Source organism: Microbacterium sp. HA-8, from assembly GCF_046111165.1.
Lineage (GTDB): Bacteria > Actinomycetota > Actinomycetes > Actinomycetales > Microbacteriaceae > Microbacterium.
On the sequence record NZ_CP162025.1, the window covers coordinates 74092 to 99886 of the forward strand.

Sequence of the window (25795 nt, forward strand, 5' to 3'; positions counted from 1 at the left end):
GGAAAAGCAATGACACCCAGCAGCAAGCTGATCGGCACCGTCGCCGTCGGCGCGACCGTGGCCCTGGCCCTGGCGGGATGCGCCGGATCCGGCGGCGGCGAGGCGTCCGAGGGTGGCGGCGAAGCGCCCCTCGAGACCATCGACGTCAACTTCGGCTACATCCCCGACTTCAACGGCACGAGCCTTCTGGCCATCGCCGAGGACCAGCGCATCTGGGAGGAGCACGGGCTGAACGTCACGACGTCGTCGTTCACCAACGGTCCCCTCCAGATCCAGGCGCTCGGCACCGGCGACCTGGACTTCGGCTACATCGGACCCGGCGCGATGTGGCTGCCGGCATCCGGCCAGGCGAAGGTCGTCGCGATCAACACGCTCGGCCAGGCCGACCGCGTCGTCGCGCAGCCGGGCATCGACTCGGTCGAAGAGCTCGCGGGCAAGACGGTCGCCGTCCCCGAGGGAACCTCCGGCGACATGATCCTCACCCTCGCACTCGAGGACGCGGGAATGACGAAGGAGGACGTCAATCTCGTCCCCATGGAACCGGCCGCCATCGTCGCCGCGCTCTCGTCGGGACAGGTCGATGGAGCGGGCTTCTGGTACCCCGCGCTCGCGACCGTCAAGCAGCAGGTTCCCGACCTCGTCGAGCTCGCCGACAACACCGACTTCGAGGACCGGGTGGCGTTCCCGACGGCGTTCGTCGCCGGCAACGAGGTCGTGGACGAGGACCCCGAGAAGACCGAGCGGGTGCTCGCCGCCCTGCGCGACGCGATCGAGTTCCGCTACGACAACATGGAGGAGACGATTCAGCTCACAGCCGACTTCCTCGCGATCGACGCGGCGCAGGTCGAGGCCGACGCCGGCAACGTGCAGGTGCTCTCGCTCGACGAGATCGACACCTGGACCGAAGACGGCACGATCGACACGTGGCTCAGCGGGATGAACGACTACTTCGTCGGCGCCGGCAAGCTCACGGATCCGACCGACCCGTCCACCTTCTACACCGGCGATCTCTTCTTGGCGGCAGGGCAGTGACTCAGCGGAGAAACATCCTCTTCTTCATGACCGACCAGCACCGGGTCGACACCCTCGGTGCGTACGGCAACCCGCACGCGGCGACGCCCGTGCTCGACGAGCTGGCGGCGACCGGCACGCGGTTCGACCGGTGGTACACGCCGTCGGCGATCTGCACGCCCGCCCGCGCGAGCCTGCTCACCGGGCAGGCGCCGTTCCGGCACAAGCTGCTCGCCAACAACGAGCGCAACGTCGGCTACATCGAGGACCTGCCCGACGGGCAGTTCTCGTTCTCGCAGGCTCTGCGCGGCGTCGGGTACAACACCGGTCTGATCGGCAAGTGGCACGTGGGCACCCACAAGGTCGCGGCGGACTTCGGGTTCGACGGACCCGACCTGCCCGGCTGGCACAACCCGGTCGAGAACGAGGACTATCTCCGCTACCTCGAGGAGAACGGGCTGCCGCCCTACCAGATCAGCGATCGCATCCGCGGGACGCTGCCCAACGGCGGGCCGGGCAACCTGCTCGCCGCGCGGCTGCATCAGCCCGAGGAGGCGACCTTCGAGTACTACCTGGCCACGCGCACCATCGAGATGCTGGAGCGATACGCCGACGAGTACCGAGAAGGCGGCATCCCGTTCTTCCTGGCCCTGCATTTCTTCGGGCCGCACCTGCCGTACATCCTTCCCGACGAGTACTTCGACATGGTCGACCCCGAGCTGGTCGAGCTGCCGAAGTCGATCGCCGAGAACTTCCACGGCAAGCCGCCCGTGCAGCGCAACTACAGCGCGCACTGGACGTTCGACACCATGCCGATCGAGACGACGCGCAAGCTGATCGCGGTGTACTGGGGTTACGTCGCGCTGATCGACAAGCAGATCGGTCGCGTGATGGACGCTGCCCGGATGCTGGGGCTCATCGACGAGACGGCGGTGTTCTTCACGTGCGATCACGGCGAGTTCACGGGCTCGCACCGGCTGCACGACAAGGGCCCCGCGATGTACGAGGACATCTACCGCACCCCGGGTCTCGTCCGGATCCCCGGCGCCCCGGAGGGCGTCGTGCGCGACGAGTTCGTCAGCCTGCTCGACTGCACGGCGACGATCCTCGAGCTGGCAGGGGTGGATGCTGCCCCCGCCGTCGATTCGCGCAGTCTCATTCCCCTCGTCGGGGCCGAGGAGGTGCCGTGGGCCGACGACATCGTGTGCGAGTTCCACGGGCACCACTTCCCGTACCCGCAGCGCATGCTGCGGGAGCGGCGGTACAAGCTCGTGGTCAACCCGGACTCGGTCAACGAGCTCTACGACCTCGACGTCGACCCCGATGAGCTGATGAACGTGTACGAGCACCCGGAGATGGAGCCCGTACGACGCCGCATGATGGGCAGTCTGTACCGCCAGTTGCGGGATCGCGGCGACAAGTTCTACCACTGGATGACGACGATGTACGACGTCGGCGAGGTGGATTACGATCCCACGCAGTCGGGCCTCGACGAATCGACGTACTCCGCGGCGACGGACGGCGCGGTCGGCGGCGCGGTCGTGTCGTGAGCACGCCGCGGGACGGCTCGGACCGCCGGCCCAACATCGTCCTCATCCTCACCGACGATCACGCCGCGCATGCGATCTCGTCGTACGGCTCGGTGGTCAACACGACGCCGCGCATCGACGAGATCGCCGCGCGCGGAGTGCGGTTCGCCTCGTGCTTCGCGGCCAACTCCCTCTGCTCACCCAGTCGCGCCAGCATCCTGACCGGGACCCACAGTCACATCAACGGCGTGACCACACTCGTCACGCCGCTCGATGCGAGCCAACCCACCTTCGTCTCCCAACTGCGGGATGCCGGCTACCGCACGGCGATCGTCGGGAAATGGCACATGGGCGAGGGCCCGGGCCACGATCCCGAGGGATTCGACTACTGGGACGTGCTGATCGATCAGGGCGAGTACCACGATCCGAGATTCCTCAGCGCCGACGGACTGCGGATCGAGCCCGGCTACGCGACCGATCTGATCACTGACCTGGCGCTGCGCTGGCTGGAGGGACTCGAGGGCGACGACCCCTGGTGTGTGCTGATCTGGCACAAGGCGCCGCACCGGCCGTGGCAGCCCGACGCCGCGCACGCGCAGATGTACAGCGATCCGATCCCGCTGCCGCGCACGTGGGACGACGACCTCGCCACCCGCAGCGCGTCGGCGCGGCGTGCCGCGATGCGCATCGCAGAGCACCTGAACGCCGAGGACCTCAAGCAGGATCCCCCGGCCGGGCTCGACCACGAAGCGACCGCGCTGTGGAAGTACCAGCGCTACATGGAGGACTACCTGCGCTGCGTCGCGTCGGTCGACGACAACGTCGGCCGGGTCGTGGACTGGCTGCGCGCCCGCGGGGATTTCGACGACACGGTGCTGATGTACGCCTCCGACCAGGGATTCTTCCTCGGCGAGCACGGCTGGTTCGACAAGCGCTTCATGTACGAGGAGTCGCTGCGCATGCCGCTCCTGCTGAGCTATCCGCGGCGGGTGGCCCCGGCATCCGTGCACGAGGGCATCGTCACCAACGTCGATTTCGCGCGCTCGATCCTCGAGCTCGCCGGCGTCGAGCCGGCGTCGCGCATGCAGGGCCGCAGCTTCGCCGGGGACCTCACGGGCGGCGAGGCCGAGGCGCCCGCGGAGGGCATGTACTACCGGTACTGGGAGCACGACGACGTCTTCCACAAGGCGCCCGCGCACTACGGGTATCGCACCGAGACCCACAAGCTCATCTACTTCTACAACGACGGTCTCGGGCTGCCGGGCACGGGCCCCTTCACCTACGCCGGGGAGTGGGAGCTCTACGACCTGGTGGCCGACCCGGATGAGGTGCGCAACGTCGCCCACGATCCGGCGTATCGCGCGGTGCGCGACGAGCTCGAGTTGCGAATGTGGCACGAGCAGGCTCGCCTGGGCGACAGGCCGCATGCGTCGCAGCGCGTGCCTGCGGGGGTGGAGGTGTCGTCGGTACGGCGGTGAGCCGGAGGCGGCCGGCTCCGTCCGCGCCACGCGCACGCTACGCGCGCGCGAGACCGTCCTCGAGGGCGACCCACGCGAGCATCGCGCACTTGACCCGCGCGGTGTACTTCGACACCCCCGACAGCGCCGCGGCGTCGCCGTACTCGTCGACGTCGAGCTCGGCCCGACCTCGGGAGCGCAGCACCTCCCGGAACCCACCGATCAGCGCGCCGGCATCGGGCACCGTCATCCCGTTCACGAGATCGCTGAGCATCGAGGCGCTGGCCTGCGAGATCGAGCAGCCCGCGCCCTCCCACGTGACGTCGCGGATGCTGGCGCCGTCGTCCGCGAGGCGCACGCGCAGGCTGATCTCGTCGCCGCACACGGGGTTGCGTTGGTGGGAGGTGGCCGAGCGGCCCTCCTCGGGCGCGAGTTCGCGGCCGTGCGGATGCTTGGAGTGATCGAGGATCAGCTCCTGGTACAGCGATTCGAGCCCGCTCACGATGCGACCCCGAAGTAGGCGCGCACGTCGGCGACGGCCTGCAGCATCCGATCGATCTCGTCGTCGGTGTTGTAGAACGCCGCGCTCGCCCGCACACTCGCGGTGAGGCCGAGACGTCGGTGCAGCGGCTGCGCGCAGTGATGCCCGACGCGCACCGCGACGCCGCGGGCATCGAGGAACTGTCCGACATCGTGCGCGTGCACGCCGTCGACGTCGAACGCCCACAGCGCGACACGCTCGACCCCCTCGGCATCGCCCAGCAGGCGCACGCCGGGGATCTCGCGCAGGCCGTCCCCCATGCGCCGGGCGAGGGATGCTTCATGCCGGGCGATCGCGTCGTGCCCGAGGTCGTCGAGGTACCGCACGGCGGCCGCGAAACCGATCGCCTGCGACACCGGCTGCGTGCCGGCCTCGAAACGCTGCGGCGGCGGCAGGTACTCGGCCTCGTCGAGGGTCACCGAGGTGATCATCGACCCGCCGGTGAGGAACGGGGGCAGAGCGGCGAGCACCTCGGAGCGGCCCCACAGGGCGCCGATGCCGTAGGGCGCGAACATCTTGTGGCCGGAGAATACGGCGAGGTCGACGCCGAGGTCCGGCAGATCCACCGGCAGATGCGGCGCGGACTGGCACGCGTCGAGCACGGTGAGGGCGCCGACGCGGCCGGCGAGAGTCACGAGTTCGGCGACCGGATTGACGATACCGAGCACGTTGGAGACGTGCGGGAACGCGACGACCCGCGTGCGATCGGTGAGCAACCGGGCGGCGGTCTCGAGATCGAGGGTGCCGTCGTCGTGCACGGGGATGTGACGCAGCCGCGCGCCCGTCCGGGCCGCAAGCTCCTGCCACGGGATGAGGTTGGCGTGATGCTCGGCTTCGGTGACGAGGATCTCGTCACCCGCGAAGAGGCGCATACGGGCGGCCGGCCGGCCACCGCGACCGGCCGAAGCGTTGCCGATCGCATACGCGACGAGGTTGAGGCCGGCGGTCGCGCCGCTCGTCCAGACGAGGTTCTCGGCATCGGCGCCGATGAACCCCGCCACTGTCGTTCGGGCATCTTCGAAGGCCTCGGTCGCGTCGGCGGCCAGGGTGTGGGCGCCGCGGTGGACGGCCGCGTTGTCGGATTCGAAGAACGCGCGCTCGGCGTCGAGCACGGCGCGGGGTTTCTGGCTGGTCGCCGCGGAATCGAGATACGCGAGCGGATGGTCGTGCAGCATCCTGCCGAGAATCGGGAAATCGGCGCGCACGGCGGCCACGTCGAGCGTTCGGGGGGTGCTCATCCCTCCAGGCTACGCCGCGCCCGCAGGCCCGGGGCGTGCGGCTGTGCGTGCGGGCGCGCGCGTTCGTGTGCGCCGCGGGGCATCTGTCGGCGTTGGGGCGTCTGTCGGCGTAGGGGCATCTGTCGGCGTTGGGGCGTCAGAACCACGTTGGGGCGCGGAGCAGCACGCCCCACGGTGATTTCAACGCCCCAACGCCGAGGGGAGGGCGCCGGGGCGGCAGGGCCGGGGAGCTCGACGGGGCGGCCCGCCGAACCCGAAACGTCAGGCCAGGAACTCGCGCGCGGCCGCGACCATCGCCGCGACGCCGACATCGATCGTGGGGCCCGCGACAGGCGCGAAGAAGGGTGAATGATTGGTCGGGATGTCGCGCTCCACCGTGCCGGCGGCTGCTGCGGCCGCGTACACGGCGGGGTCCACGCCGCCCCAGAACCAGAACACGAGGGGCACGCCGGCGTCGCGGGCGAACCACGACACGTCCTCGCTGCCCGTGAACATGCCCGGGTCGACGACGCTGCCCGCCCCGAGCGCGCCCTCGATCGCCGCGGCGACGCGCGCGGTCGCTGCGGCGTCGTTGATCGTCGGCGGCAGAGTGTGGTCGGTCGTGATCAGCGGCGGCTCGGGTGCCCCCGAGGCCTGCGCCTCGGCGTGCACGATGCGCTCGACCTTCTCGAGCACGCGGTCGCGCGTCTCATCATCGGGGTAGCGCAGGCTCAGCTCGAGGCGCGCGTCCGCGGGGATGATGTTGTGCTTGAGGCCCGCATGGATCGACCCGACCGTCACCACCGCGACGTGCCGGGGATCGATCTCGCGCGACGTGATCGTCTGCAGCCGCATGACTGTCGCGGCCGCCATGACGACCGGGTCGACCGTCGCGTGCGGGCGCGAACCGTGTCCGCCGCGACCGAACATCGTCACGGTGAGACCGTCGGATGCGGCCATCTGCGTGCCCGGGCGCACCCCGACGGTGCCGATCGGCAACGGGGTGACGTGCTGGCCCAGCACGACGTCCGGGCGGGGAAAGCGCTCCAGCATCCCATCGTCGAGCATGGCTCGCGAGCCCGCGCCGAACTCCTCGGCGGGTTGCAGCACGGCGACGATCGTGCCGGTCCACTCGGTGCGCGCCGCGACGAGCCGCTCGAGCGCACCGATCAGCGCCGTGATGTGCATGTCGTGTCCGCACGCGTGCATCACCGGTACCTCGACGCCCTGCGGGTTGAACGCGCGCCGCGTGCTCGCGTACGGCAGGCCGGTCTGCTCCTCGACGGGCAGGGCGTCCATGTCGGCGCGCAGCCATACGACGGGTCCGTCGCCGTTTCGCAGCACCCCCACGACGCCGGTGATGCCCACGCCCTCCTCGACCTCGAATCCGAGATCGCGCAGATGCCCGGCCGCGACCGATGCGGTGCGGGTCTCCTGGAACGACAGCTCCGGATGCGTGTGCAGGTCGATGTACAGTGCCTCGAGATCGATGCTCATGCGACCGAGCCTACGTCCGGCGCCCACGCCGTCGTCTGCCTCGTGACGAGTTCGAAGGGCAGATCACCCACCACGGCGGGGGATGCTGTGGCCCCGGCATCCGTCGTCGGTTCGAGCATCGCGAGCATCGCCTCGGCCGCCCGCTCGCCCTGTCCGCGCGGGAACTGGTCGATCGTGGTCAGCCCGAAGAACTCGCCGAGCTCGTGGCCGTCGACGCCGATCACCGAGAGGTCCTCGGGCACGCGCACGCCGCGATCCCGCGCGCCGAGCACGGCGCCGATCGCCATCTCGTCGCTCGCCGCGAACACGGCGGTCGGGTGCGTGTTCGGGCGGTCGAGCAGCCGCGCGATGGCGCCGAAGCCGCCCTCGACGGTGAAATCCGCGGGTTCGTAGAGTTCGGGGCGCGGGGACACCCCTGCCTCGGCGAGCACGACCTCGAACCCGCGGCGCCGGTGCGTGGGAATGTGGAAGTCGATGTCGAACTCGGGACTCGCCCCGATGTGGGCGATCTCCCGATGCCCGAGTGCCACCAGATGAGCGGTCGCCGCGCGCGCCACGGCGACGTCGTCGACGGTCAGCGAGGGGAAGAGGGGATTGGGGCCGCCGAGACCGATGATCGGGATGCCGATCGCGGCCAGCTCGGCGGACTCGTGGTCGCCGAGCTCGAGCGAGATGGCGATCACCCCGTCGACACGCTGTCGCCGCAGGAACGTCGAGAAGATCTCGCGCCGAGCGTGAGGATCGTCGGTGAGCGCATAGAGCGTGATGTCGTAGCCGCGCCGGGCGAGGGCGGCGGCGATCCCGCTCAACACGGTGCTGAAGAACCATCGATCCAGGTGCGGAACGAGCACGCCGATGTTGCGGGTACGACCCGACGCCAGGCTCGATGCCGCTGCCTGGACGACGTATCCCAGCTGCGTCGCGGCCGCCGCCACCCGCATGCGCGCCTCCGGCGAGACCTGCCCGCGGCCCGACAGCGCCCGCGACACCGTCGCGGTCGAGACCCCCGCGAGGCGGGCGACGTCGTTGATGCTCACCACGAGTCGCTCACCTCGGGCCGTTCGCCCTCCGGCGTCGCCGGCATCCGGCGCTCAGGCCCCGGACTCGACCCACACCGCGGTGTCGGCGGGCAGCGTTCCGCCATCGAGCGGGCCGCTGGCGACGATCACCCGCGCACCCGCCGGCAGCTCGACGGGTTCGGCGCCGACGTTGGCGACGACGGTGACGCCGCCGTTGCGGAAGGCCAGCACATCGTCGCCGTAGCCGTCGAGCCAGCGCAGCGCGCCCGTGCCGAGACCGTGATCGCGCCGGGCGCTCAGCAGAGCGGTGTACAGCTCGAGCGTCGAACCCTCGGCCCCGGCCTGCACGTCGCGGGCGAGGGTCGCCCACTCGGCGGGCTGCGGCAGCCATGCCTCTCCGGTCTCGCTGAACCCGTACGCGGGCGCCTCGGACGTCCACGGGATCGGCACCCGGCATCCATCGCGCCCGTAGCGCTCGCCCTTGGTGCGGAACCACGTCGGATCCTGACGCGAGTCGGCGGGCAGGTCGATGACCTCGGGCAGGCCGAGCTCCTCGCCCTGATACAGGTAGGCAGAGCCGGGCAGCGCCAGCATCAGCGTCGTCGCCGCGCGGGCGCGGCGAAGGCCCACCTCGGGGATCGGCTGCCCGGGCGAGTCCGGGCCGATGCCGTGGCCCTGCGGGTTCTCGGCCGTCAGCGCAAGGCGCGACGCGTGGCGCACGACGTCGTGATTCGAGAGCACCCATGTGCTCGGGGCCCCGACCGCGGGGAAGGCGCGCAGGGACTCGTCGACGACCTCGCGGAGGGCCGCGGCATCCCACTCGGTCTGCAGATACGGGAAGTTGAACGCCTGGTGCATCTCGTCCGGACGCACCCACAGGGCCGTCTTGTCGGGTGTGGGAAGCCACGCCTCGGCGCACAGCGCGCGGTCGCCCGGGTAGGCGGCCAGCACGGTGTTCCAGTCGCGGTAGACATCGTGCACGGCGGGCTGGCCCCAGTACGGCACATCGGCCTCGGCGCCACCCATCGAATCGGCCTCGGCGGGCGGGGTGTAGTCGGGCAGGCCCGGCTTCTTGATCAGGCCGTGCGCGACATCCACCCGGAATCCGTCGACGCCACGGTCGAGCCAGAACCGCAGGACACCGCGGAACATCTCGCGCACCTCTTCGTTCGACCAGTCGAAGTCGGGCTGGGAGGTGTCGAACAGGTGCAGGTACCACTGGCCCTGGGTGCCGTCCTGCTCTTCGACGCGGGTCCAGGCCGGCCCGCCGAACACCGACTCCCAGTTGTTGGGCGGCAGCTCGCCGTGCTCCCCCTTGCCGTCACGGAACATGTAGCGCGCGCGCTCGGGGCTGCCGGGTTCGGCCGCCAGCGCCGCCTGGAACCACTCGTGCTGGTCGGAGGAATGGTTGGGGACGAGGTCGACGATGACGCGGATGCCGCGTGCGTGCGCCGCCTCGAGCATGTCGTCGAAGTCGGCGAGCGTGCCGAAGATCGGATCGACGTCGCAGTAGTCGGCGACGTCGTAGCCGGCGTCCTTCTGCGGGGAGGTCATGAACGGGCTCAGCCAGATGGCGTCGACGCCGAGCGTCTGCAGGTCGTCGAGCCGGCTCGTGATGCCCGGCAGGTCGCCGATGCCATCACCCGAGGCATCGGCGAACGAGCGGGGATAGATCTGGTAGATCACGGCGCTGCGCCACCACTCGGCGCCGGGGGCGGCATCCGCGTGCAGGGCGGACGTGTTCTCCTGCGTGAAAGTCATGCGCCCCAGGGTAATGCAAGCGCTTGCATGGACCCTCCGCGGCGGCCTTGCGGGCGCGAAGCGCACAACATTCCGGATGAACGCGATGGTGCCGGCGGCGGGCCCGCGTCGTTTCGGGGGTTGACGCGGGTGCGGGGTCGAAGTCTCCGGAATGTTGACCGCCTGGGTCGGAACACCGCCCGCCGCTAGGGTGAACGTCGTGCCCGAACCCGATGCCCTCGCGCGCGCCGAGTCCCTGATCGGCGTCATTCCCGACTATCCGAGCCCCGGCATCCTGTTCCGCGACATCACGCCCCTGCTGGCCGATGCGGCCGGACTGCGCGCCTCGATCGAGGCGATGCTCGCGCCGTTCGCGGGGCGCTTCGATGTCGTCGCGGGCATCGAGGCCCGCGGTTTCCTGCTTGCAGGAGCCGCCGCGACGGTCGCGGCCGTCGGCCTCGTGCCGATCCGCAAGGCCGGCAAGCTGCCCCGGCCCGCGGCATCCGTCGACTACGCCCTCGAGTACGGCACGGCGACGATCGAGGCGCACGACGACATACCGGCCGGATGCCGGGTGCTGCTGCTCGACGACGTCCTGGCGACCGGGGGCACGATCGGGGCCGCACGCACGCTCGTGGCCTCGCTCGGCGGTGTCGTCGCGGGCGCCGCGGTGCTGATCGAGCTCGACGACCTCGGCGGGCGGGCGCTTGCGGGCGAGGACGTGCACGCGGTCTTCCACGCCTGAGGCGTGCGGGGCGCCTCTCGTTCGCGCCGAACCCACTTTTTTTGCAGCGAGCCACCAGGCGTCGGATGGTGGTTCGCTGCAAAAATGTCGGTTCGCCGTCCGCGGCCCGTGGCCCGCCGGCCGGGCGTACGCCGTGCGCGGCGCGGCCCGGCCCGCCGCGCTGAGGGCGCCGCGCTCCGGCCCTGCCGCCCGAGGGCGTGGATTGCGTCGGCGTAACGCCGGTGTGAAGAGTCCGCGACGATCGCCCGCCGCGCCTGGCGTCGTCTGCAGCGCGGCCCTACGGTCGCACCCAAGCACCGCGGCGGGCACGTCGCCGTCTCTGCCGCAACCGTCCTTCCCTCGCGAGACCGGAGCAGCGCATGGCGACCACAGACACCGAACCGGGCACGTCCGACGCGACGGATAAGAAGGCCGCGCGCGCGGCGCGCGCTCAGGCCAACACGGTCGACAGCATCCCGCCTCTCGCCCGGTTGTTCCCCCTCGGGCTGCAGCACGTGCTCGCGATGTATGCGGGCGCCGTCGCCGTGCCGCTGATCGTCGGCGGCGCGCTCGGGTACTCCGCAGAGGACATGGCGTTCCTGATCAGCGCCGACCTCTTCGTCGCCGGCATCGCGACGATCATCCAGTCGGTCGGATTCTGGCGCTTCGGCGTGCGGCTGCCGCTGATGCAGGGCGTCACGTTCGCCGCGGTCGGCCCGATGATCGCGATCGGTCAGAGCGAGGGCATCCAGGCGATCTTCGGGGCGACGATCGCCTGCGGTCTGTTCATGATCCTGATCGCGCCGTTCTTCGCGCAGCTGCTGCGCTTCTTCCCGCCGATCGTGACGGGCACGGTCATCCTGATCATCGGCCTCTCGCTCATGCGGGTCGCCGCGGGCTGGATCGTCGACGGGTCGACCGAGGGTGCACCGCCGATCAATGTCGGGTTCGCGGTCGGCACGCTGCTGTTCATCGTGCTGATCGAGCGGTTCGCGCCGCCCGCCCTCCAGCGGGTGTCGGTGCTGCTCGGACTCCTGGTCGGAACCATCGCGGCGCTCTTCGTGCCGGGAATGGTCGACTGGTCGCACGTGGGCGAGGCCGCATGGTTCGGCGTCGTGACGCCCTTCCACTTCGGCCTGCCGACCTTCCAGGTCGCCTCGATCGTGTCGATGATCATCGTCGGCATCGTCATCATGACCGAGACGACCGGCGACATGATCGCCGTCGGCGAGATCGTCGAAAAGCCTGTCAACCGGCGGCAGCTCGCCGACGGTCTGCGCGCCGACGGCCTCGGCACGGTCATCGGCGGCGTGTTCAACACATTCCCCTACACGGCTTTCGCGCAGAACGTCGGACTCGTCTCGCTCACGGGCGTGCGCTCGCGATGGGTCGCGACGGCGGCCGGCGTGATCCTCGTCGTGCTCGGGCTGATCCCCAAGATCTCGGCGATCGTCGAGGGCGTGCCGAGGGCGGTGCTGGGTGGAGCGGGCATCGCACTGTTCGGCATGGTGGCGGCGTCCGGCATCCGCACGCTGGCGAAGGTGCACTTCAACAACAAGAACGTGCTGATCGTGGCGATCTCGGTCGGCGTCGCGCTGCTGCCGACGGTCACCCCGACGATCTACGACCAGTTCCCCGAGTGGTTCACCCTCATCTTCGACTCGGGCATCAGCGCCGGCGCGATCACGGCGATCCTGCTGAACCTGCTGCTCAACTCCGACGAGATGCGCCGAGACCACGCCGCCGATCCCAAACTCGACGCGTCCGACGCCGTGCGCGGGCCCGCCGCGGCGGCGCTCGTGCACCCGCAGGCCGAGGGCACGGGACTGATCCCGACGCACGTGCTCGACACCGATCGGGATGCTGGGGCCCCCGCGCCGCCCGAACGTCCGTGATGCGGCGGGCGACAGCATCCCGTCGCCCGCTCGCGGTGGGGTTGGACCGTGCCGCCACGCGCCGAACCCACATTTTTGCAGCGAGCCACCACGCGTCGGCTGGTGGTTCGCTGCAAAAATGTGGGTTCGGCAACGGGTGAGGGCGTGAACGCGCGCCGCGCCGCAAAGACCGAGGGAACGAACGCCGCGCCGCAAAGACCGAGGGAACGAACGCCGCGCGCCGCGCCGCGACAGCAGCGCGTCAGGTCAGGATGCCGCCGCCGAGGTTGACGGGGGAGTCGACGATGTTGCCCACGATGCCGCGGATGATGCCCGTGCCGTCCTCGGTACGCAGGCCGTCGTACCATTCCTGCGTCGCCGCCGGGTCGAAGGCATGCGTCTCCCACGCGCGCTTGCGCGCCCGCGCGACGAGCTCGCCGGCCCGCTCGGCGCGGATCTTCTCGTACCGCTGCAGCGAGTCCTCGACGCCGAGCGTGTTCGTGGCGAACACGATGCCAAGGGCGAACGAGTCCTCGAGTGCCGAGCACGCGCCCTGACCGATGTCGGGTGCGGTGTTGTGGGCCGAGTCGCCCAGGAGAGCCACACGTCCGTGCACCCATGTGTCGAAGGGGTCGATGTCCCAGATCTCGACGCGGTTGAGGGACACCTCGGGATCGATGGAATCCAGCAGCACCTGCACGCCGGGCGCCCAGTTGCCGAACGCCTCGCGCAGCGGTGCCGCGCCCTCGGCCCGGTCATAGGGGACGCCCGCGGGCTGCGGCACATCGACGAAGAAGTAGAAGCGGTCGCCCGCGACGGGCATCACGGCGCAGCGCTTGCCGTCGGCGACGTATGTCGTCCACTGGTCGAGCGGGCCCACGGCGGGGTCGGCCGGGACGAGCCCGTTGAAGTTCGTGTACCCCGAATACGTGCGTTCGATCGGGGCAAGGCCGCGCGCGGCGGTGATGTAGTCGCGCGTGAACGAACGCGCACCGTCGGCGCCGATGAGCATGTCGGCGGTGTCGGTCGATCCGTCGGCGAAGGTCGCCGTGACGCCGTCCTCGTGCTGCTCGATGCCGACCAGCTGCATCGACAGGTGGATGTTCGGCATGCCGACGCGCTCCATGAGCAGCGCCTGCAGCTCGGCGCGGGCGACGGGATACGGGCGCTGGCCCGTCTGCACGGTGACGGGGTCGAGGCTGAAGCGGCAGAGCGTCTCGCCGGTGTGTCCGTCGTAGTAGGCCATGTCGTCCATGAGGCCGCCGAGGGCTGCGACCTCGTCACGAAGGCCCAGCCAGTTGAGCACCTTGACGCCGTTCGACCACAGCGACAGCGCCGCCCCGACCGGTTTGTTCTCGCGCATCCTGTCGTAGACGACGACCTCGTGCCCGAGGCGCTGCAGCGCGATCGCGGCGCTCGTGCCGCCGATGCCGGCGCCGATGACGATGACCTTCATGGGGATCCTCCGAACGTTGCCCGCGGCGCTCAGCTGCCGCGGTAGGTCGAGTAGGCGAACGGGCTCAGCAGCAGTGGCACGTGATAGTGCCTGCTGGTGCCGTCGTCCGCGACCTCGACGCTGAACGTCACGGTGACCGAAGGGTAGAAGGTGTCGACGCCCTGCGCCGCGAAGTACGCGCCCGTCGCGAAGGTCAGGGCGTAGACGCCCGCGTCGAGCTGCTCCGGGCCGAGGCCCGCGCGCCCGTCGGCGTCGGTGGTCGCCTCGGCGACGGGCGTTCCGGATGCTGTGGCCAGCGCAACGGCGACGCCCGGTGCGGGCGAACCCGTCGCGGCGTCCAGCACGTGGGTGGTCAGGTGCGGTCTCATGCGCCCATCCTGTCGTCCGTCACGGCGCCGCGCAGGCGCAGCACCGCGATCTCCCCGAGTTGCGCAGCGGCTTCGCGCCACTCGTCGGAGGGGTCGTTCGCGAGCCGGCGCTCGAGCTCGGCGAGCATCTCTTCGGGAGCGCGGCCGGCCGCCCGGATCAGGAAGACACGGCCGAACCGGCGCTCGTACTCGGCGTTTCCGTCCGCGATCCGTGCGGTCGTATCCTCGCCCGCCGAGGCCATCGATGCCTGCTCCCGGCGGGAGGCGTCGCCCTCGGCGCCGGACGCCGTGGGCTTCTCGCCGATGCGGGGGTGGTGCGCGAGCGCCGCGTCCAGGTCGGCCTCGTCCCACGCCGCGGCGAGCTGCGATGCCCGCGCGGCGACCTCGTCGACCGAGGTGTAGGGCCGCGACGCGACGATGCCGTCGACGAAGCTCGGGATGTCGGCCCAGACGCGGACGAGGGCGGCCGCCTCGGCAGCATCCACGGTGTTGAAATCCTGAAGGAGCACGACGTCACGTTACCCGCGGCACGTTTCGCGAATGTTGCTGTGGGTAACATCCGGGAAACGCGGGCCGCCTAGCGTGGGTGCCATGACCGCTCTTCCCGACGCCCCGCGCGCCCTCGCCGCGCGTCGTGTCTTCATCGACGGAGTGTTCCGTCCCGCCGTGGTGCACGTCGAGGGCGGGCGCATCACCGCGGTCGACGCGTACGACCCGGATGGTGTGACCCCGGGCGACGTCGTCGTGCTGCCCGATCACGTGACCCTGTTGCCGGGCCTCGTCGATTCGCACGTGCACCTGGACGAACCCGGGCGGACGGAGTGGGAGGGCTTCGCGACGGGCACCGCGGCCGCGGCGGCGGCGGGGATCACGACACTCGTCGACATGCCGCTGAACAGCGTTCCCGTCACGACGAGCGTTGCGGCGCTCGAGGCCAAGCGGGCCGCGTCGCGAGGCAAGCTGGCGGTCGACGTGGCCTATTGGGGCGGTGCTGTTCCCGAAAATCTCGGCGCGCTCGCCGAACTCGCCACGGCGGGGGTCGTCGGGTTCAAGTGCTTCCTCTCGCCCTCGGGCATCGACGAGTTCGAGAGCCTCGACGCCGAGCATCTCGAGGCGGCCCTGACCGAGATCGCGGCCTTCGACGGCCTGCTCATCGTGCATGCCGAGGACCCGGCGCAGCTCGGCGAGGAGGGTCCGCTCGGCCCGCGGTACGACGCGTTCCTCGCCTCCCGGCCGCCCGTGAGCGAGCGCGACGCGATCCGACGCGTGATCGAGGCCGCGCGTCGCACGGGCGCCCGCGCCCACATCGTGCACGTCTCGGATGCGGGCGCGCTCGCCGATGTGCGCGCCGCCAAGGCCGAGGGCGTGCGCCTGAGCATCGAGACGTGCCCGCACTACCTCACCCTCACCGCAGAAGAGGTTCCGGACTCGGCCGCCGAGTTCAAGTGCTGCCCGCCGATCCGCGACGCACACAATCGCGACTTGCTCTGGCAGGGCGTGCTCGACGGCACGATCGACGCGATCGTGAGCGACCACTCGCCCTCGTCCGCAGAGCTCAAGGGCCGCGGCGAGGGCGACTTCGGGCTCGCATGGGGCGGGATCGCCGGGCTGCAGACCGGATTCGCGTCGGTGTGGACCGAGGCCCGCCGCCGCGGCATCGCGCTCGAGACGCTGCTGCCCTACGTCACCACGGGTCCGGCGCGGGTCGCGGGACTCGCGGGTGCCGGTGTGATCGCGGTCGGCGCCCCCGCGCACCTCGCGGTGTTCGCGCCCGACGAGGAATGGACGGTGGATGCCGCCACCCTGCAGTACCGCAACAAGATGTCGCCGTGGCACGGGCGCACCCTTGCGGGCGTCGTGCACGCGACGTACCTCGCCGGCGAGCGGGTGTACGGTCCCGAGGACGGGGTGATCGCGCGCCGCGGGCGTGAGATCCTGGCCGCCGGCGCCGAGTCGACGCTCCCCGGCGCGAGCGACGAGGAGGGCGCGTGAACTTTCCGATCCTGCAGCCGGGCGTGGGCGAGACTCCCGGCGATCACTACCTGGCAGCATCCCCCGACACGGTGCTCTGGGGGCGGCTGCCCTGTGCGCGCGACGCCGCGGTGCTGACCATCGCCGCGGGCCAGAGCGTCACGATCGACACCGTCAGTCACGAGGGGATCCTCGAGGACCAGGGCAAGGATCCGCTCGCGTACTTCACCGGCAAGGGCGTGGATGCTGCCGCCGTCCTCACGGACGCGGTCGACATCGCCGCGACCCTGAGCCGTGACACGCTCGCCGACGGACCGCACGTCGTCACGGGTCCCATCCGCGTCGAGGGTGCGCAGCCGGGTGACCTGCTGAAGATCACCGTGCTGGATCTTGCGCCCCGCGTGCCGTACGGCGTGATCTCGAACCGCCACGGCAAGGGCGCACTCGTGGGCGAGCTGCCGCGCGGCGAGCACAACGTCAGCGTCTTCACTCCCGTGCAGTCGCGCGAGGGCGGCCTCGTCGGCGTGCTGCCCGTCACCGAGGGAGGGCCGGGTGTCGTGGAGTTTCCGCTCGCGCCGTTCCTCGGCACGATGGGCGTCGCCGTGGCGGGCGACCAGCGCCCGCACTCGGTGCCGCCCGGCGAGCACGGCGGCAACATCGACATCAACCTGCTCGTCGTGGGGACCGTGCTCTACCTGCCCGTGCAGGTCGAGGGGGCGCTCGCGTACGTCGGAGACCCGCACTTCGCGCAGGGCGACGGCGAGGTCGCCCTCACGGCCCTCGAGGCCTCGCTCCGCGCGACGCTGCGCTTCGACGTCGTGCCGCGGGGCGAGGCGCTCGCCGAGTTCGGCGAGATCACGGGGCCGCTCGTGCGCACGTCCGAGTACCTCGTGCCGACGGGGCTGGATCCCGATCTCGGCGAAGCCATGCGCCGCTGCGTGCGGGCGGCGATCTCGCTGATCCGGGCGCGGTGGGGGCTCGAGGAGCACCTCGCGTACGCGTACCTGAGCGCCGCGACCGACTTCGACATCTCGCAGGTGGTCGACATCGTCTGCGGTGTGCACGCGCGCATCCGGGAGGCGGACTTCGCGGGGGTGCCGCGGCCGGCCGCACCCGTCGCGGGTGTGGCCAGAACAGGACATTCGACGGGAACAGGAGAGATGACCGGGAATTCTCCTGCTCCGGGCGCATCTCCTGCTCCGGGCGCATCTCCTGCTGCGAAGACGGGCGGCACACGATGACGAATGCGCTCGCCCGAGGCGCCGAGCATGTCCCGGCGGATCTGCGCCAGGCCTTCGACGCGTACGAGCGCGCGATCATCGCCAACGACCTGGATGCGCTCGACGCGGCCTTCGCCCCGGGCGCCGAGACGATGCGAGGGGATGCCGCGGGCCTGCTGGTCGGGCACGACGCGATCAGCGCCTTCCGCGGCGTGCGCGGGGGAGTCCCGCCGCGCACGATCGAGCGCATCGAGTACCGCGAACTGGCGCCCGATGTGGCGCTGCTCGTGTCGATCTCGCGCTACGTCGGGGGCGGCACGGGGCTGCAGACCCAGGTGTGGGAGCGCGTCGACGGGCACTGGCTGATCACGGCGGCCCATGTCACGCCCCGCGCGCAGGCGCTCGACCGCTCGGTGTGGCGCACGGTCGGCGACCCGCTCTTCCAGGGTGCGTGGGAGGGTCCGCTCGAGGGTCTGACCGTCGCGGTCAAGGACCTCTTCGCGATCAAGGGCTACCGCATCGGCGCCGGCAATCCCACCTATCTCGACTCGGCGCGCGCCGAGTCGACGACCGCCGCCGCGGTGTCGGACCTGCTCCGCGCCGGCGCGTCGCTGCGCGGCATCGCCCGCACCGACGAGTTCGCGTACTCGGTCGCCGGCGACAATGCGCACTACGGCACGCCCCCGAACGGAGCGCTGCCGGGCGCCCTGCCCGGCGGCTCGTCGAGCGGCCCGGCGACGGCGGTCGCGACGGGGCAGGCGCAGATCGGCCTCGCGACCGACACCGCCGGGTCCATCCGGGTGCCGGCGTCGTACCAGGGTCTGTGGGGCCTGCGCACGACGCACGGGCTCGTGCCGAGGCAGGGACTGCTGCCTCTCGCGCAGACGTTCGACACGATCGGCTGGCTGACCCGCGACGGTGAGACCCTGCAGAAGGTCGTCGACTGGTGCCTGAGTTACGACGGGTCGGAGTCGACCGAGAGCGTCTTCGGCGAGTCCGGCCGCGACCTGCCGTGGAGCTTCACCGTGCCGGCCGAGATGCTCGATTCCGTAGAGCCCGAGACGCGGGCCGCCTTCGAGCGCCTCCTCGGCGCCCTCGAGGGAGCGAGCGACGCGCCCGCTGTGGCGACAGCATCCCTCGGCGATCCCGACGAGTACGTCGCGGCGTTCCGCGCCGTGCAGGGTGCCGAGGCGTGGCGCAACAACGGCGACTGGCTGCGTGAGCACCCCGGCGCGGTCGGCGCGGCGGTCGCGGAGCGATTCCGCATCGCGTCCGAGGTGACGCCCGAGGCCGAGCAGGCGGCGCGGCACACCGTCGACCGCCTGCGCGAGCGGCTGCACGACGCCACCCACGAGAGCGTGCTGATCATGCCGACGGTGCCGGGGCCCGCGCCCATGCGCACGCACCGCGGCGAGCGGGTCGATGCCGTCCGCACCGCGACGCTGCGCATGACAACGCCCGCCGCGATCGGCGGCATGCCCGCCATCTCGATCCCGCTGCTGACCGTGCCCTCCACGCTCGGCCCCGCGCCCGTCGGCATCAGCCTGATCGCGCGCGCAGGCACCGACATCGCCCTCGTTCGCCTGGCGCGCCGCCTCGCCCGTGCCGCCGCCGACCTCGTCCCCGCCCCGAAGGATGCCCCGTGACCGACCTGCCCGGACCGATCGCCCCGCCCGCCCGCCTGCTCATGGGCCCGGGCCCCATCTCGGCGTATCCGAGCGTGCTCACCGCGATGTCGGCGCAGCTCGTCGGCCAGTACGACCCGTTCATGACGGGCACGATGGCCGAGACGCAGGCCCTCTACCGCCAGGTCTGGGCGACGGAGAACGACGCGACCCTGCTGATCGACGGCACGTCCCGGGCCGGCATCGAGGCGGCGATGATCTCGCTCATCCGCCCCGGTGACCGAGTGCTCGTGCCGGTGTTCGGGCGATTCGGGCACCTGCTCGCCGAGATCGCCGAGCGCGCCATGGCGGAGGTGCACACGATCGAGGTCCCGTGGGGGCAGGTGTTCACTCCCGCCGCGATCGAAGAGGCGATCGTGCGGGTCAAGCCCCATCTGCTCGGCCTCGTGCAGGGCGACACGTCGACGACCATGCTGCAGCCCCTCGACGAGATCGGCGAGATCTGTGCGCGCCACGGCGTGCTGTTCTACTCCGACGCCACCGCATCGCTCGGCGGCAATCCTTTCGAAGCGGATGCCTGGGGCCTGGATGCGGCGACGGCCGGGCTGCAGAAGTGCCTGGGCGGGCCCTCCGGATCTGCGCCCATCACCCTCTCGGAGCGGGCCGTCGGCGTGATCCGGTCGCGGAAGAAGATCGAGGCCGGCATCCGCGAACCCGGCGACGAGGACGCTCCCGACTTCGTGCGCTCCAACTACTTCGACCTGGGCATGATCCTGGACTACTGGGGTCCGCGGCGCCTGAACCACCACACCGAGGCGACCTCGATGCTCTACGGGGCCCGGGAGTGCGCCCGCGTGCTGCTGGGCGAGGGTCGCGACGCCGTCATCACGCGCCACGTGCTGCACGGCGAGGCGATGCTCGCGGGCGTGCGCGGGCTCGGTCTTGTCGTGTTCGGCGACGTGGCGCACAAGATGTCGAACGTCGTCGCCGTCGAGATTCCCGAGGGTGTGGCGGGGGATGCTGCGCGCCAGGCGATGCTCGATGACTTCGGCATCGAGATCGGCACCTCGTTCGGTCCGCTGCACGGGCGCGTGTGGCGCATCGGCACGATGGGGTACAACGCCCGCAAGGACGCCGTGCTCACGACTCTCGCGGCCCTCGAGCAGGTGCTGCGTCGCTTCGGCGCGCGCGTGCCGGTCGGTGGCGGAGTGGACGCGGCCCTCGACGTGTACGCCGGTGAGGCGCGATGACACGCACCCTGCTTCCCGATCTCACCCCCGACGTGGTCGCCACCGCGGCCCGGCGCGTCATGGCGCGCTGCGACGAGCTCGCGCGCGTCACGGCCGCCCCCGGGCAGATCGAGCGGGTCTACCTGTCGCCGGAGCACGCGCGCGTCAATCGCCTGGCCGCGGAGTGGATGCGCGAGGTCGGCATGACGACGCGGCAGGACGCCGCGGGCAACCAGATCGGGCGGCTCGCCCCTTCGACGGGCTCCGGGGCCGTGGGGTCGACGGGCTCCGGGGCCGCTGCGCGGTCGCCGCGGTCGTCGAGCGCGCGCGGAGCGCGAGACGAAACGCCGGACGTGCCCACCCTCATGCTCGGCTCGCACCTCGACACGGTGCCCGACGCCGGCCGCTTCGACGGCATCGTCGGCGTGCTGATGGCCCTCGAGGTGGTGCGGCTGCTTCGCGTTCCGGGGCCGGATGGCCGCGGAAGCGTGTCGCCACTGCCGTTCGCGATCGAGGTCGTCGCGTTCTCCGATGAGGAGGGCACACGGTTCGGCAAGGCGCTGCTGGGATCGTCGGCCGTGGCCGGCACGTGGGACGACGACTGGTGGCAGCTGACGGATGCCGACGGCACGACGCTCCGCCAGGCGTACCTCGAATTCGGGCTCGATCCCGGGCGGGTCGGCGAGGCCGCGCGCCGGTCCGACGAGCTCGTCGGCTACCTCGAGGCGCACATCGAGCAGGGCCCGCAGCTCGACCGACGCGGCGAGTCGCTCGCTGTCGTGTCGTCGATCGCCAGCGCGCGCAGATTCCAGCTGGTCGTCGAGGGCGAGGCCCGCCACGCCGGCGGCACGCCCTACGACATGCGCCGCGACGCCCTGCTCGGGGCGAGCGAGGCGGCGCTCGCGGTCGAGCGCATCTGCGCCGCCGAGCACCACATCATCGGCACGGTCGGGCAGCTCGAGGCATTCCCCGGAGCGGTCAACATCGTTCCCGGCGAGGCGCATTTCAGCCTCGATCTGCGCGGCGAGTTCGACGAGTCCCGCGACCGGGTGTGGAGTGCGATCTCGCGCGATCTCGACGGGATCATGGGTCGGCGCGGCCTGCGTTGGCGGGCCCGCGAAGTGCACAACGCGCCCGCCGTGATGTGCGCCCCGCTGCTGCAGGACGTCGTGCGCGAGGGGATCCGCGGCGCGCTGCCCGACATCCCGGACGACCCGGCGACGCTCTTCAGCCCGGCAGGGCATGACGGCATGTCGATCGGCGCGATCACCGACGTCGGCATGCTGTTCCTGCGCAATCCCGACGGCATCAGCCACCACCCCGACGAGGCGGTCAGCTCCGCCGACGTCGCGCTCGGCATCCGCGCGCTCGCCGAATCGGTGCTGCACCTGGCCGCCGAGCCGCGGTGAGGCGGGCAACCGGGCGTTTCGTCTCGCTGCGCTCGCGGGGCCTGGGCGTTGAGCGAGCCGAAGGCGAGTCGAAACGCGGTTGGGGTGTGGCGTTTCGTCTCGCTGCGCTCGCGGGGCGACCGCGGATGCCCGCTGTGAGACTGGTGCGATGACCGCGGCCGACAGCATCCTCGACGACATCGTCGCCGAGATCCGCCGCACGGGCTTCACGGCCCACGGCGTCCACGTGCTCGTCGGCGGCGACACCGCCGAGCACGCCTTCACCGCGGACGTCCGTCGCGACATCCAGTCGATCGCCAAGGGACTCTGCGTCATCGCCGCCGGCATCGCCGCAGACGAGGGGATGCTGTCGCTCGATGCCCCCGTCGCGGCCTGTCTGCCGAGGGTCGCGCTCGGCGCGGGCGTCGAGCGCGTCACGATGCGCCACCTCCTCACGATGTCGAGCGGCATCGACATGCCCTGGTCTGCCACGATGCTCACCGACTGGCCCGATCTCGCGGTCGAGTTCCTCGGCCGGCCGAGCCGCGGACGGGTCTTCCAGTACGCGGGCGCGAGCACCTACACCGCGATGCGCGCGCTCGCGGCGGTCGTCGGCGACGTCGGCGCATGGGCGCAGTCGCGCCTGTTAGACCCCCTCGGCATCGACGCCGTCGAGTGGGCGCGATGCCCGAACGGCGGGATCGCGGCCGGCGGCGGCGTCGCGCTGCGCACGGCGGAGGTCGCCCGCATCGGCCGTCTCATCCGCGATCGCGGCGTGTGGGAGGGCCGCCGAGTCGTCGGCGCCGAGTGGATCGACGGCATGCACGCGGACTGGGTGGTCGCGGGCTCCGATCCCGGGTACGACCGGTATGCGCTCGCGGGATGGGGTGGGCCCGGCGCCGGCTGGCGCCTGCACGGGGCGTACGGTCAGCTCCTGCTGTTCCACGCCGACGCCGTCGTGACGATCACCGCCGCCGACGACCGGATCGAGAACCACACCGACGCCGACCCCCTCGCCGCGTTCGTGATGGCGTCGCTCGAGGCCCGGGCGGCAGCATCCCCTCGGTCGTAACGGCCTCGAAACACGGTGGCCGATGTTCGTGTAATCGACATCCCGTAGCGTCGATCAGGCGCCTCCATCCGCGCCCGCTCTGCTGTGCCCACCCGAAGGAATCCATGTCTCTTCTCGTCATCAACGCCCGACTCATCACGATCCCCGCGGGCACCGACGACCCCGGCTACATCGAGCGGGGGTGGATGCGGGTCGAGGACGGCCGCATCGCGGGAATCGGCGCCGGCGACCCGGCGGACGCCACCGCCGATGAGGTGCTCGACGTCGACGGCGCGTTCGTGGCGCCCGGCTTCGTCTCGAGTCACAGCCACCTCTTCACCTCGGGCCTGCGTGGGCTGGGTGTCGCCGACACCCTCTACGGCTGGTGCGACTCGATGCTGGGCCTCACCGCGTACGCGAGCGCCGAGGACGTGTACTGGTCGACGCTGCACGGCTCGCTCGACTTCCTCGCCAACGGCGTGACGACCGCCTATAACTTCACCGACCCGCAGCAGGCGTGGGAGTCGATGGTCGACGGCAAGCGGGTCGGCGACGCGCCCCTGCGGGGCACCGAGTACCACACCCGTCAGGCCGACGGATGCCTGGACGCAGGGCTCCGCTTCGTCGACTCGATCGGCATGGATGTCGCCGTCGGGTCCGATGACGAGATCTTCGCGCGCTTCGAGGCCGCGGTCGCGCACACCCGCGCGATGGACCCCGACTTCGCACTGGGCGCGTCGATCATGGGCCAGGTGCAGTGGTCGCCGCGTCCCGAAGCGGCGGAGTTCGAGGTCGAGGCGATGCGCCGATTCGGCGTGACCAACCAGGCGCACTTCCTCGAGTCGCCCGAGGCCGTGCCGCTGCAGCAGTCGAAGTTCGCCCTGTACCGGGATGCCGGGGCCCTCGGCGAGGGCATGATGTTCGGGCACTTCATCCAGACCACGCCCGAGATCATCGAGCAGGCCGCCGCCGGCGGCGCCGCGATGTCGTGGCAGCCCGCCTCGAACGGACGTCTCGCGTCGGGTGTCGCGCTCGTGCCGGAGATGATCGCGATGGGCATGAAGGTCGGCATCGGGCTCGACGATCAGGCCTGCACAGACGTGTCGGACCCGTGGCAGAACATGCGCATGGGCATCGCGATGCAGCGCGCACGCACGAAGGATCCGCTCTCGATGATGCCCGAACTCGTGCTGCGGCTGCACACCCTCGGCTCGGCCGAGATCATGGGGGTCGCCGACCGGGTCGGCAGCCTCGAGGTCGGCAAGTTCGCCGACTTCGTCGTCGTCGACCCGCGCCGTCCCGACATGGGCCCCCTGTGGCACCCCGTGCGCAACTACGTGCTCTCGTCGACCCTGCGCAACCTCACCCGGGTCTACGTCGGGGGCGTGCTCGTGTCCGATCACGGCGCGTCGACCAACCCGCTCGCGGGCGAGGCGACGGCCCGCGTCCACGCGGACCTGCCCGCGGTCGCGGCCCGGATGGGCCGTCACCCGCACTGAGCGGCGCGGCGTCGTGCGGTCGCTGGAGCGGCCGTGCGGCGACATCTGCACGACCGATGGTGCGGGTGTGGCCACGGGGTGCGCATGAGTTGGCGTGGGCGCCGGTGGTCGTGCATCCGTCGGCGCAGCGGCAGCCCGCGAGGTGTAACGGCACCGAAACATCGCGCCAGTGTTCGTGAAATCTACATCGCATAGCGTCTGCAAGGTCGGCACGGCCGAGGCTCTGGGCCGCCGACGTACCCGAGTGCACACACCGTCCTGATGGAGACACAGCACATGACATTCCGCTTCAGCACCTCGCGCCGCCGCCTCGCCGCGGTCGGCGCCGGCCTCGCCGTGGCCGCCCTCGCCCTCACCGCCTGCGCCGGCGGCAGCGGCTCCGACGCCTCCGAGTCGCCCGCGGGCGAGGAGGGCTTCGGCGACCTGACCCTTCAGCTCAGCTGGATCCTCAACGAGGAGTTCGCCGGCGAGTACTTCGCCGACACCAACGGCTACTACGAGGAGGCGGGATTCTCGTCGGTCAACCTCGTCCCCGGACCCGAGACCGGCGTCGCCCCGCTGCTCAGCGGCTCGGCGGATGTCGCGCTGAGCGATGCCGTGTCGATCGGCTCGGCCGTCGCCAGCGAGGGTGCCCCCCTCAAGATCATCGGCGCGACCTTCCAGGCCAACCCGTTCACGATCCTCTCCCTCGCCGCGGGCGGTGACATCGCCACCCCCGAAGACCTCATCGGCAAGCGCATCGGCGTGCAGGACTCCAACCGCACCCTGTTCGACGCCTTCCTGCTCGCCAACGAGATCGACGCCTCCGAGCTGACGATCGTCCCCGTCCAGTACGACCCGGCGCCGCTCGTCAACGGCGAGGTCGACGGCTTCATGGCCTACCTCACCAACGAGGCGATCACCGTCGCGGCCGAAGGCCTCGAGACGACGAACCTCCCCTTCGCCGACAACGGCCTGCCGTTCGTCGCCGAGACGATCACGACGACCGACGAGACCATCGCCTCGAGCCGCGACATGCTCAAGGCCTTCCTGGTCGCCGAGATCAAGGGCTGGACCGACGCGGTCAACGACCCCGAAGAGGGCTCGCGCCTGGCCGTCGAGGTCTACGGCGCCGAGCTCGACCTGAACCCGGAGAACTCGCTCGCCGGTGCCATCGCCCAGAACGAGCTCGTCGTCTCGGAGGAGACCGAGGAGTTCGGCCTCTTCTGGATCAGCGAGGAGCTGCAGGCGGCCACGATCGAGAGCCTCGAGCGTGCGGGCCTCGAGATCGAAGCCGGCGACCTGTTCGACCTCAGCCTGCTGGCCGAGGTCTACGAAGAGAACCCGGAGCTCGTCGCCTACGCGGGCTGAGCTCCCTCACCTCCGACCGAGAGAATCCA

21 protein-coding genes are annotated in these 25795 nt (G+C 71.1%); 13 read left to right on the forward strand and 8 right to left on the reverse strand.

Annotated elements, in window-relative coordinates; genetic code table 11:
* Window positions 1-9: 9 nt before the first annotated feature.
* The 3 genes from AB2L57_RS00385 to AB2L57_RS00395 are packed head-to-tail and all read left to right on the forward strand — an operon-like array spanning window position 10 to window position 4018.
* Entirely contained in the window at window positions 10-1032 is a 1023-nt protein-coding gene (locus AB2L57_RS00385; protein ID WP_409047796.1) for an aliphatic sulfonate ABC transporter substrate-binding protein, read from the forward strand.
* Entirely contained in the window at window positions 1029-2561 is a 1533-nt protein-coding gene (locus AB2L57_RS00390; RefSeq protein WP_409047797.1) for a sulfatase-like hydrolase/transferase, read from the forward strand. Before AB2L57_RS00385 ends, AB2L57_RS00390 begins: the two co-directional genes overlap by 4 nt.
* Window positions 2558-4018 (forward strand): sulfatase, encoded by a 1461-nt coding sequence (locus AB2L57_RS00395; RefSeq protein ID WP_292812464.1) that lies wholly within the window; start codon window positions 2558-2560, stop codon window positions 4016-4018. The genes AB2L57_RS00390 and AB2L57_RS00395 overlap by 4 nt, the downstream gene beginning before the upstream one ends.
* A gap of 37 nt (window positions 4019-4055) precedes the next feature.
* On the opposite strand, the gene sufU is transcribed toward AB2L57_RS00395, so the two are convergent.
* The 5 genes from sufU to AB2L57_RS00420 all read right to left on the reverse strand — a co-directional run bounded on the left by sufU (window position 4056) and on the right by AB2L57_RS00420 (window position 10032).
* The gene (gene sufU / locus AB2L57_RS00400) at window positions 4056-4499 is read right to left on the reverse strand and encodes a Fe-S cluster assembly sulfur transfer protein SufU (RefSeq protein ID WP_292812462.1); all 444 of its coding nucleotides are present in this window, start codon (window positions 4497-4499) and stop codon (window positions 4056-4058) included.
* Window positions 4496-5776 (reverse strand): SufS family cysteine desulfurase, encoded by a 1281-nt coding sequence (locus AB2L57_RS00405; RefSeq protein WP_292812459.1) that lies wholly within the window; start codon window positions 5774-5776, stop codon window positions 4496-4498. Before AB2L57_RS00405 ends, sufU begins: the two co-directional genes overlap by 4 nt.
* 261 nt (window positions 5777-6037) lie before the next feature.
* Window positions 6038-7252, reverse strand: coding sequence for an amidohydrolase (locus tag AB2L57_RS00410; protein ID WP_292812457.1), 1215 nt, complete (start codon window positions 7250-7252; stop codon window positions 6038-6040).
* Window positions 7249-8292, reverse strand: a complete 1044-nt coding sequence (locus tag AB2L57_RS00415; RefSeq protein ID WP_292812455.1) for a LacI family DNA-binding transcriptional regulator — start codon at window positions 8290-8292, stop codon at window positions 7249-7251. Before AB2L57_RS00415 ends, AB2L57_RS00410 begins: the two co-directional genes overlap by 4 nt.
* A gap of 51 nt (window positions 8293-8343) precedes the next feature.
* Window positions 8344-10032 carry a glycoside hydrolase family 13 protein gene (locus tag AB2L57_RS00420; protein WP_292812452.1) on the reverse strand — a complete coding sequence of 563 codons (1689 nt, stop codon included), beginning with the start codon at window positions 10030-10032 and terminating at the stop codon, window positions 8344-8346.
* Between the two features lie 199 nt (window positions 10033-10231).
* Here AB2L57_RS00420 and AB2L57_RS00425 point away from each other — a divergent pair, with 199 nt between their 5' ends.
* Window positions 10232-10756, forward strand: a complete 525-nt coding sequence (locus tag AB2L57_RS00425; protein WP_292812450.1) for an adenine phosphoribosyltransferase — start codon at window positions 10232-10234, stop codon at window positions 10754-10756.
* Window positions 10757-11115: 359 nt separating this feature from the next.
* Window positions 11116-12630: a nucleobase:cation symporter-2 family protein gene (locus tag AB2L57_RS00430; protein ID WP_409047798.1), complete on the forward strand. Its 1515-nt coding sequence runs from the start codon at window positions 11116-11118 to the stop codon at window positions 12628-12630.
* Between the two features lie 241 nt (window positions 12631-12871).
* Here AB2L57_RS00430 and hpxO read toward each other — a convergent pair whose 3' ends face one another.
* The 3 genes from hpxO to uraD are packed head-to-tail and all read right to left on the reverse strand — an operon-like array spanning window position 12872 to window position 14942.
* Window positions 12872-14065, reverse strand: coding sequence for an FAD-dependent urate hydroxylase HpxO (gene hpxO, locus AB2L57_RS00435; RefSeq protein ID WP_292812446.1), 1194 nt, complete (start codon window positions 14063-14065; stop codon window positions 12872-12874).
* A gap of 29 nt (window positions 14066-14094) precedes the next feature.
* Window positions 14095-14433: a hydroxyisourate hydrolase gene (uraH, locus tag AB2L57_RS00440; protein ID WP_292812443.1), complete on the reverse strand. Its 339-nt coding sequence runs from the start codon at window positions 14431-14433 to the stop codon at window positions 14095-14097.
* A complete protein-coding gene (gene uraD, locus AB2L57_RS00445; protein WP_292812441.1) occupies window positions 14430-14942 on the reverse strand; it encodes a 2-oxo-4-hydroxy-4-carboxy-5-ureidoimidazoline decarboxylase in 513 nt (170 codons plus the stop codon). Before uraD ends, uraH begins: the two co-directional genes overlap by 4 nt.
* A gap of 82 nt (window positions 14943-15024) precedes the next feature.
* Between uraD and allB the strand changes: the two genes are divergently transcribed.
* The 8 genes from allB (at window position 15025) to AB2L57_RS00485 (ending at window position 25766) form a co-directional block, all read left to right on the forward strand.
* Window positions 15025-16425, forward strand: a complete 1401-nt coding sequence (gene allB / locus AB2L57_RS00450) for an allantoinase AllB (protein ID WP_409047799.1) — start codon at window positions 15025-15027, stop codon at window positions 16423-16425.
* Window positions 16422-17645 (forward strand): acetamidase/formamidase family protein, encoded by a 1224-nt coding sequence (locus AB2L57_RS00455; protein WP_292812437.1) that lies wholly within the window; start codon window positions 16422-16424, stop codon window positions 17643-17645. The genes allB and AB2L57_RS00455 overlap by 4 nt, the downstream gene beginning before the upstream one ends.
* Window positions 17642-19270, forward strand: coding sequence for an AtzH-like domain-containing protein (locus AB2L57_RS00460; RefSeq protein WP_409047800.1), 1629 nt, complete (start codon window positions 17642-17644; stop codon window positions 19268-19270). Before AB2L57_RS00455 ends, AB2L57_RS00460 begins: the two co-directional genes overlap by 4 nt.
* Before the next feature lie 41 nt (window positions 19271-19311).
* Complete coding sequence (locus AB2L57_RS00465; RefSeq protein ID WP_409048654.1) at window positions 19312-20499, forward strand: pyridoxal-phosphate-dependent aminotransferase family protein; 1188 nt, start codon at window positions 19312-19314, stop codon at window positions 20497-20499.
* Window positions 20496-21887 (forward strand): Zn-dependent hydrolase, encoded by a 1392-nt coding sequence (locus AB2L57_RS00470; protein WP_409047801.1) that lies wholly within the window; start codon window positions 20496-20498, stop codon window positions 21885-21887. The genes AB2L57_RS00465 and AB2L57_RS00470 overlap by 4 nt, the downstream gene beginning before the upstream one ends.
* A 148-nt stretch (window positions 21888-22035) precedes the next feature.
* Window positions 22036-22938 (forward strand): serine hydrolase domain-containing protein, encoded by a 903-nt coding sequence (locus AB2L57_RS00475; protein WP_409047802.1) that lies wholly within the window; start codon window positions 22036-22038, stop codon window positions 22936-22938.
* Window positions 22939-23042: 104 nt separating this feature from the next.
* Window positions 23043-24416, forward strand: coding sequence for an amidohydrolase family protein (locus AB2L57_RS00480; RefSeq protein WP_409047803.1), 1374 nt, complete (start codon window positions 23043-23045; stop codon window positions 24414-24416).
* A 276-nt stretch (window positions 24417-24692) separates the two neighbouring features.
* The gene (locus tag AB2L57_RS00485) at window positions 24693-25766 is read left to right on the forward strand and encodes an ABC transporter substrate-binding protein (RefSeq protein WP_409047804.1); all 1074 of its coding nucleotides are present in this window, start codon (window positions 24693-24695) and stop codon (window positions 25764-25766) included.
* Window positions 25767-25795: the final 29 nt, after the last annotated feature.

Coding starts and splice junctions, on each gene's coding strand:
- allB (WP_409047799.1), top strand. CDS start 15,025: ATGACCGCTCTTCCCGACGCCCCGCGCGCCCTCGCCGCGCGTCGTGTC.
- AB2L57_RS00460 (WP_409047800.1), top strand. CDS start 17,642: ATGACGAATGCGCTCGCCCGAGGCGCCGAGCATGTCCCGGCGGATCTG.
- AB2L57_RS00385 (WP_409047796.1), top strand. CDS start 10: ATGACACCCAGCAGCAAGCTGATCGGCACCGTCGCCGTCGGCGCGACC.
- AB2L57_RS00430 (WP_409047798.1), top strand. CDS start 11,116: ATGGCGACCACAGACACCGAACCGGGCACGTCCGACGCGACGGATAAG.
- hpxO (WP_292812446.1), bottom strand. CDS start 14,065: ATGAAGGTCATCGTCATCGGCGCCGGCATCGGCGGCACGAGCGCCGCG.
- AB2L57_RS00485 (WP_409047804.1), top strand. CDS start 24,693: ATGACATTCCGCTTCAGCACCTCGCGCCGCCGCCTCGCCGCGGTCGGC.
- AB2L57_RS00480 (WP_409047803.1), top strand. CDS start 23,043: ATGTCTCTTCTCGTCATCAACGCCCGACTCATCACGATCCCCGCGGGC.
- AB2L57_RS00470 (WP_409047801.1), top strand. CDS start 20,496: ATGACACGCACCCTGCTTCCCGATCTCACCCCCGACGTGGTCGCCACC.
- AB2L57_RS00475 (WP_409047802.1), top strand. CDS start 22,036: ATGACCGCGGCCGACAGCATCCTCGACGACATCGTCGCCGAGATCCGC.
- AB2L57_RS00405 (WP_292812459.1), bottom strand. CDS start 5,776: ATGAGCACCCCCCGAACGCTCGACGTGGCCGCCGTGCGCGCCGATTTC.
- uraH (WP_292812443.1), bottom strand. CDS start 14,433: ATGAGACCGCACCTGACCACCCACGTGCTGGACGCCGCGACGGGTTCG.
- AB2L57_RS00465 (WP_409048654.1), top strand. CDS start 19,312: ATGGGCCCGGGCCCCATCTCGGCGTATCCGAGCGTGCTCACCGCGATG.
- AB2L57_RS00420 (WP_292812452.1), bottom strand. CDS start 10,032: ATGACTTTCACGCAGGAGAACACGTCCGCCCTGCACGCGGATGCCGCC.
- AB2L57_RS00410 (WP_292812457.1), bottom strand. CDS start 7,252: ATGAGCATCGATCTCGAGGCACTGTACATCGACCTGCACACGCATCCG.